The organism is Catellatospora sp. NPDC049133 (genome assembly GCF_040648455.1).
GTDB classification, from domain to species: domain Bacteria; phylum Actinomycetota; class Actinomycetes; order Mycobacteriales; family Micromonosporaceae; genus Catellatospora; species Catellatospora aurea.
The window spans coordinates 21,060-27,604 of the sequence record NZ_JBEZDT010000067.1 but is presented as its reverse complement, the minus strand read 5'-3'; the positions used below and the strand labels follow the sequence as shown (position 1 = coordinate 27,604).

Annotated in this window: 4 protein-coding genes and 1 pseudogene; 2 read left to right on the top strand and 3 right to left on the bottom strand. The window is 71.0% G+C overall.

All coding sequences use genetic code 11. The annotated features are described in order from the left end of the window. Both AB0B35_RS41145 and AB0B35_RS41140 read right to left on the bottom strand, forming a co-directional pair. Nucleotides 1-221 (bottom strand): annotated as a pseudogene (locus AB0B35_RS41145) (alpha-L-arabinofuranosidase); the annotation flags it as partial. 363 nt (nt 222-584) lie between these two features. Continuing rightward, on the bottom strand, nt 585-2,120 hold the full coding sequence (locus AB0B35_RS41140; RefSeq protein WP_361057051.1) for a sigma-70 family RNA polymerase sigma factor: 1,536 nt from the start codon (nt 2,118-2,120) through the stop codon (nt 585-587). Between the two features lie 907 nt (nt 2,121-3,027). Between AB0B35_RS41140 and AB0B35_RS41135 the strand changes: the two genes are divergently transcribed. Beyond that, the gene (locus AB0B35_RS41135; protein ID WP_361057048.1) at nt 3,028-3,450 is read left to right on the top strand and encodes a Fur family transcriptional regulator; all 423 of its coding nucleotides are present in this window, start codon (nt 3,028-3,030) and stop codon (nt 3,448-3,450) included. 36 nt (nt 3,451-3,486) lie between these two features. Further along, nucleotides 3,487-5,718: a catalase/peroxidase HPI gene (katG, locus tag AB0B35_RS41130; protein ID WP_361057045.1), complete on the top strand. Its 2,232-nt coding sequence runs from the start codon at nt 3,487-3,489 to the stop codon at nt 5,716-5,718. A gap of 60 nt (nt 5,719-5,778) precedes the next feature. On the opposite strand, the gene AB0B35_RS41125 is transcribed toward katG, so the two are convergent. Next, nucleotides 5,779-6,456 carry a hypothetical protein gene (locus tag AB0B35_RS41125; protein WP_361057042.1) on the bottom strand — a complete coding sequence of 226 codons (678 nt, stop codon included), beginning with the start codon at nt 6,454-6,456 and terminating at the stop codon, nt 5,779-5,781. Nucleotides 6,457-6,545 lie beyond the last annotated feature (89 nt).

The window sequence follows — 6,545 nt, the reverse complement described above, 5'->3', positions numbered from 1 at the left end:
CCGTCGGCGGTGGAGAAGTTGTAGACGTCGAGGGCTTTGCCGCTGTTGCGGTTGACCAGGATGTACCAGGCGCTGGTGTCCACGGTCGCGGCCTGGGCGCGGTTGCCCGCCATGACGATCATTCCGGCGCTGACCAGGGCGGTGACCACTACGGTGATCAGGGCCACGCGCCAGGCTTGCCGCCGGGAGACGGCTGGTGTGATGGTGCTGATGCCGGTCACGGCATCCTCCTTCGATGTCGGGTGCGGCCCGTCGGCCGGCCGCGGGCACGACGCATCGCCGCGGGCCGGCCGATGGGTACGGCCGTCCACGGATGCGGTTGCGGTGAGAACAGGGAACTCGGTTATCGGTCACACGCGCCCTGTGGAGCACGTCCCTAGAAGACGTCGCCCTGCTCCGGATAGTGCTGATGGCGCTGTGACGCTCGGTTTGGTGAGCCGTCCCGTCAGTCGAATGTGAACGATAACAACACTGACGTCAAGTCCGGCGAAAATGTTTCGAGAACGTGCTGCGTGCGGGCAAGGCATCGGCCGACGTCAACGCCGTCGGTCGCGCGGCATCCGGCACGATCCCGCGGATCGGCGCTACGCCGCCAGCGGCGGCCGGATCCGGAACGAGCTCTCCGCACGGAAGCCGGCGCTGCCGTCGGACTGGTCGACCCACAGCTCGGTGCCCCGCCGGTGCAGGAACCAGCCGGGGTAGTTCGACGATTCGAGCAGGATCGTCGCGGCCGACGAGCCGGGCCGGACGCAGAAGGTGGCGTCCCCCTTGAACAGCGCGGTGCCGTCGTCGGCGTGCAGCCGCACCCGCCATGACGAGTGGCGCAGGTAGCGGCCGTCCGGGCTGCGGAAGGAGAAGCACTTCGGGTCGGCGATGCCGGCCACGACCTGGAAGGTGGCCTGCTGGCGCGCTGACGCGCTGCTCGCGCCGGACAGCGGAGCCAGGACGCCGAGCGCCGCGGTGGTCGTGACGTACAGCCCGGTGCCGTCGCCGGCCTCCAGGGAGGCCGGCCCGACCGCGAGCTGCCGCGCCGGGCTGCGCGCCGGGCTCGGTGCGACGGGACTGGGGCTCGGGGCGGCGCGGCGGGGAGACGGACTCGGCGGGAGCGCGACGGCCGAGGGCCCGGGCGCCACGATCGCCGGAGGCCGCGGCGGCGGGGTCGCGGGCCAGCTGATGACGGCGGCGGCGCTTCCCGCGACCACGGTGCCCGTCACGGCGAGCGCCGCGATCGGATGAGCCGCCAGCGCCTTGGCCAGCTGGCTGACGATACCGGTCTTGGCGGCCCCGGCCAGTGCGGACGCGGAGGTCGCGGTCGCCAGCGCGCTCTTGCCGATGACCGCGGCGGTGAGCGCGAGGGGGACGGGCAGCAGCGCGAGCCCGATGAGCAACTGCTCGGCTGCCGGCATCGCCTCGGCCGCCGGAGTGCAGACGGCGCATGCCTGGACATGCCGGGTCAGCCGCTTGCGCCAGGTCGCGCCGGGCACGCCGTCCCAGCCCGCCACGACCCCCTCCAGCTCGCCGCAGCGCGGTCGCGCGTCGAGGGCCGCCACTAGGCCGCGGCAGCCGTCGAACTGCCGGCGCATGCGCTGGACGCGTACGCCGGCGTGGGCGACGTTGACGCCGATCGCCTCGGCCAGCTCGGTGCGCGACAGGTGGCCGGCGACCTCCAGCCACCACAGCGACAGCAGCACCCGGTCGTCGGAGTCGAGCCAGTGCGCGGCGCGGGCCGCCTGGCGGCGCTGCTCGGAGACGCCCAGCCGCAGCTCCGTCAGCCCTTCGAAGCGCGCGCCCGCGTCGGGTGTGCCCACCAGGTCGGCCAGGTCGCCGGTGCGCCGTTCGGCGGCCCGCCTGCGGTGCAGGTGGGTGCTGACCTGCCGGACCGCGATCGCGCCGAGCCACGCCCGGAAGCGGTCCGGCGCGCGCAGATCCCGTAGTTCGCGCACCGCGCGCAGCATGGAGTCCTGCACCACGTCGTCGGCGTCGTCCTCGGTGTCGAGGGCCCTGCGCGCGACGGTGTAGACGAATGGGAGGTACGCCTCGATCAGGGTGTCGAGTGCCCGGCGGTCACCGGCCTGCGCTGCGACGACGAGCGCGGTCTCGGTCGAGCTGTTGGGTGGCATTCTCCGCATCGCTGTCGTCGGTGGATCGGGTGGTTGACTCTGACGGAGTTGCGGGTGCCGCGTCAAGATGCCGTGGAGGAGATCCCGCGCCGTGGCGGTCGGTCGGCCACCGTCGCCTCGCGACCACCGCACCATGCGTCGCATGACACTTGTCTGCGCTGAGAATCGCTCGCGAGATGTATCGAAATCGTGTCTGAAAAAGTGTTATCCAGGTCCCGTGTGGAGGGTCGCGCCATCATCGGCCCGTGCTGGCAATCACATCTTTCCGATGGTGTCTGGCAGGGGATACACCTTGATCGGCAGTTGTTTCGCCCGCATCCCGAAAGGGTTGACGAACCGGGTTGGCGGCTGCCACTTGATAGCGGCGAAACAATCTGGCAATGTCGTCGTTTATCGATGGGGCCGGACCTGCCCGGCCGGCCCCCGTCGATACCCGGACATCTGGAAGCCACATCGCCCGCGAACAGGAGCATTTATATCGATTGAGATCGATCAAGTCTGGTGAGGTGGCGTCGCCCCGCTCCTCGCCGCCGCTGAGCCGTCCCGCCCTACCCGTTCCGTCCGCCCGACCTCCTTCCGCCGCCACCGTGGCGCCGTACGCGCGATCGCGCGCGATGTCGTGGTGTCGATGTCGCCCGCCCTGATGTGATGCCGCTGTGGATCTGCTGCCCTGCGGCCATACCGCCGCAGTCGGACCCGGCCCGATGGGCCGTCGGCTGCTCGGCGATGAGGCGTGTGCGAGCCATGTCCTCCTGCTGATCGGCCGCGGTCTCGTATTCGACCTGTGCTGCCCGCCGTCGCGCGCCGGCGGCCGATCCTGATCTGCTGACCGTCCACGAGGGCCGCGCGTCCGAAAGATCAACTCTTTTTCTTGACTCATTCCAGAAAAGGCAGCAGACTACGGGGCGTGGTGACGACCCCGGACTTCGAGCATTTGCTGCGCGGAGCCGCGTTGCGGGTGACCCGTCCCCGGACGGCGGTGCTGCGCGCGGTGTCCGCACATCCGCACGCCGACACGGACTCGATCGTCGGCGTGCTGCGCGGCGAGGTCTCGCACCAGGCGGTGTACGACTCGCTGCGTGTCCTCACGGCCGCGGGCCTGGTGCGGCGTATCCAGCCCGCCGGCTCGGTGCCCCGCTACGAGGCGCGGGTCGGGGACAACCACCACCACATGGTCTGCCGGTCCTGCGGGCTCATCGCCGACGTCGAGTGCGCTGTCGGCGACGCGCCCTGCCTGACCGCGTCCGGCGGCGACGGCTTCTCGATCGACGAGGCCGAGGTCGTCTACTGGGGCCGCTGCCCCGACTGCTCCGCCGCAGGCAGTTCCTGATCCACCCGATCCCCCGCAAGTCACGGAAGGAATCCGATGTCTGAGAACCACGATGCCGTCGTCCACGACGCCGAGGCCGGCGCCGAGTCGCGCTGCCCGGTGGCGCACGGACGCGCGCCCCACCCGACCCAGGGTGACGGCAACCGCGGCTGGTGGCCCAACCAGCTCAACCTGAAGATCCTGGCCAAGAACCCGGCCGTGGCCAACCCGCTGGGCGAGGACTTCGACTACGCCGAGGCGTTCGCGGGCCTCGACCTCGCCGCCGTGAAGCGGGACATCGCCGAGGTGCTGACGACCTCGCAGGACTGGTGGCCGGCCGACTACGGGCACTACGGCCCGTTCATGATCCGCATGGCGTGGCACAGCGCCGGCACGTACCGCATCAGCGACGGCCGTGGTGGCGCGGGTGCCGGCATGCAGCGTTTCGCGCCGCTCAACAGCTGGCCGGACAACGGCAACCTGGACAAGGCCCGCCGCCTGCTGTGGCCGGTCAAGAAGAAGTACGGCCAGGCCATCTCCTGGGCCGACCTGATGATCCTGACCGGCAACGTCGCGCTGGAGACGATGGGTTTCCAGACCTTCGGCTTCGCCGGCGGCCGCCCCGACGTCTGGGAGCCCGACGCCGACGTCTACTGGGGCCCGGAGACCACCTGGCTCGGCGACCAGCGCTACACCGGTGACCGCGAGCTGGAGAACCCGCTGGCCGCCGTGCAGATGGGCCTGATCTACGTCAATCCGGAGGGCCCGAACGGCAACCCGGACCCGATCGCCGCGGCCCGCGACATCCGCGAGACGTTCGGCCGCATGGCCATGAACGACGAGGAGACCGTCGCGCTGATCGCCGGCGGCCACACCTTCGGCAAGGCCCACGGCGCGGGCACCGCCGACCACGTCGGCCCGGAGCCGGAGGGCGCGACGCTGGAGGAGCAGGGCCTGGGCTGGAAGAACAGCTTCGGCACCGGCAAGGGCGGCGACACCATCACCAGCGGCCTGGAAGGCGCCTGGACGAACACGCCGATCGCGTGGGACAACAGCTTCTTCGAGATCCTGTTCGGGTACGAGTGGGAGCTGTTCCGCAGCCCGGCGGGCGCGCAGCAGTGGAAGCCGAAGGACGGCGCGGGCGCGGGCACCGTGCCCGACGCCCACGACCCGGCCAAGAGCCACACCCCGATCATGCTGACCACCGACCTGTCGCTGCGCTTCGACCCGGTTTACGAGCCGATCGCGCGCCGGTTCAAGGACGACCCGGCCGCGTTCGCGGACGCGTTCGCCCGTGCCTGGTTCAAGCTGACCCACCGCGACATGGGCCCGATCGCCCGCTACCTCGGCCCGGAGGTCCCGGCCGAGGCGCTGATCTGGCAGGACCGGGTGCCGGCGGTGGACCACGAGCTGGTCGACGCCGCCGACGTCGCCGCCCTCAAGGCGCAGGTGCTCGCGTCGGGCCTGTCGGTGTCGGAGCTGGTCTCGGTCGCGTGGGCGTCGGCGTCGACGTTCCGCGGCAGTGACAAGCGCGGCGGCGCGAACGGCGCCCGCATCCGCCTGCAGCCGCAGAGCGGCTGGGAGGTCAACGACCCCGACCAGCTCGCCCGTGTGCTGCACATCCTGGAGGGCGTGCAGGCCGCGTTCAACGCCGCCCAGACCGGCGGCAAGAAGGTCTCGCTGGCCGACCTGATCGTGCTGGCCGGGTCCGCCGCCGTCGAGCAGGCCGCCGCGACCGGCGGCCACCCGGTCGAGGTGCCCTTCACCCCGGGCCGCACCGACGCGTCGGCCGAGCAGACCGACGCGGACTCGTTCGCCGCGCTGGAGCCGACCACCGACGGGTTCCGCAACCACCTGGGCAAGGGCAACCGCCTGCCGGCCGAGTACCTGCTGATCGACCGGGCCAACCTGCTCACCCTGAGCGCGCCCGAGATGACCGTGCTGGTCGGCGGTCTGCGGGTGCTCGGAGCGAACACCAAGCAGTCCACGGTCGGCGTGTTCACCGACACCCCCGGGTCGCTGACCAACGACTTCTTCGCCAACCTGCTCGACCTGGGCACCGCGTGGAAGGCGACGTCGGCCGACGCCGAGACCTTCGAGGGCCGCGACCTCGCCACCGGTGAGGTCAGGTGGACCGGCAGCCGGGCCGACCTCGTCTTCGGCTCGAACTCGGAGCTGCGGGCACTCGCCGAGGTCTACGCCAGCGACGACGCGAAGGAGAAGTTCGTACGCGACTTCGCCGCGGCGTGGGTCAAGGTCATGAACCTGGGCCGGTACGACCTCGCCTGATCCTGGTGACGACGAAGCCCGCCGGTGTTTGTCACCGGCGGGCTTCGTCGCTGTCGGAGGTCAGTACCGCATGACGCAGTAGACGACCGTCGGGTGCAGGAACCGGTACCAGTGGTTCCACTTGTAGTCGTTGGTGCACTTGTCGCCGTTGGCCCCGCCGCGCACGATGTCGATGATGTGCACGGTGCCCTTGGCCTTGCACTTCGGCGCGGCGACCGCGAACTCGGTGTCCGTCGGCAGGATGTAGCAGTAGTTGCGCACCAGGTACAGCTCCAGACAGAGCCGGTAGCCGTCGGTGGTGATCCAGGGCCCGTCGGGGTCCGAGCAGGTGCCCTGCGCCCGGTCGACGGACAGCACCCGGTAGGTGCCGCGCGAGCCGTTGCAGTTGCCGAGCCCCAGGAAGTCGCCGGTCTTGTCGACGGTGATGCAGTCGCCGACGGCGGCGGGCGCGGGCAGCGCGGCTTCCGTCGTCGGGATCGGCTCGGGCGGCGAGTACAGGTCGGACGGGGACGGGCGGGCGGTCCGCTGCGCCGTCGGCGACGGCGACGGGCTGTCGTCGTTGACGAGGTTGTACACCACGCCACCCCCGCAGAGCCCGACCACGCACAGCACCACCACGCCGACGATCAGGCCGATGATCAGTGGCGTGTTGCTCTTCTTCGGCGGCGGCGGTGGGCCGGGTTGCCAGGGGGCGGCGCCGGGGTAACCGGGGGGATTCTGCGGTGGAGGCAGCGTCACCCCAGGAGTCTCACACGGGCGCGCAACGGTGTTCCACGCAGCGGATCCACATCAGATCAGCATCACAGCCGCCCGTCGTGAGGGTGACG

Excerpts from the sequence above, each read along its gene's own strand:
- AB0B35_RS41140 (WP_361057051.1), bottom strand. The coding sequence starts at position 2,120 with ATGCCACCCAACAGCTCGACCGAGACCGCGCTCGTCGTCGCAGCGCAG.
- katG (WP_361057045.1), top strand. The coding sequence starts at position 3,487 with ATGTCTGAGAACCACGATGCCGTCGTCCACGACGCCGAGGCCGGCGCC.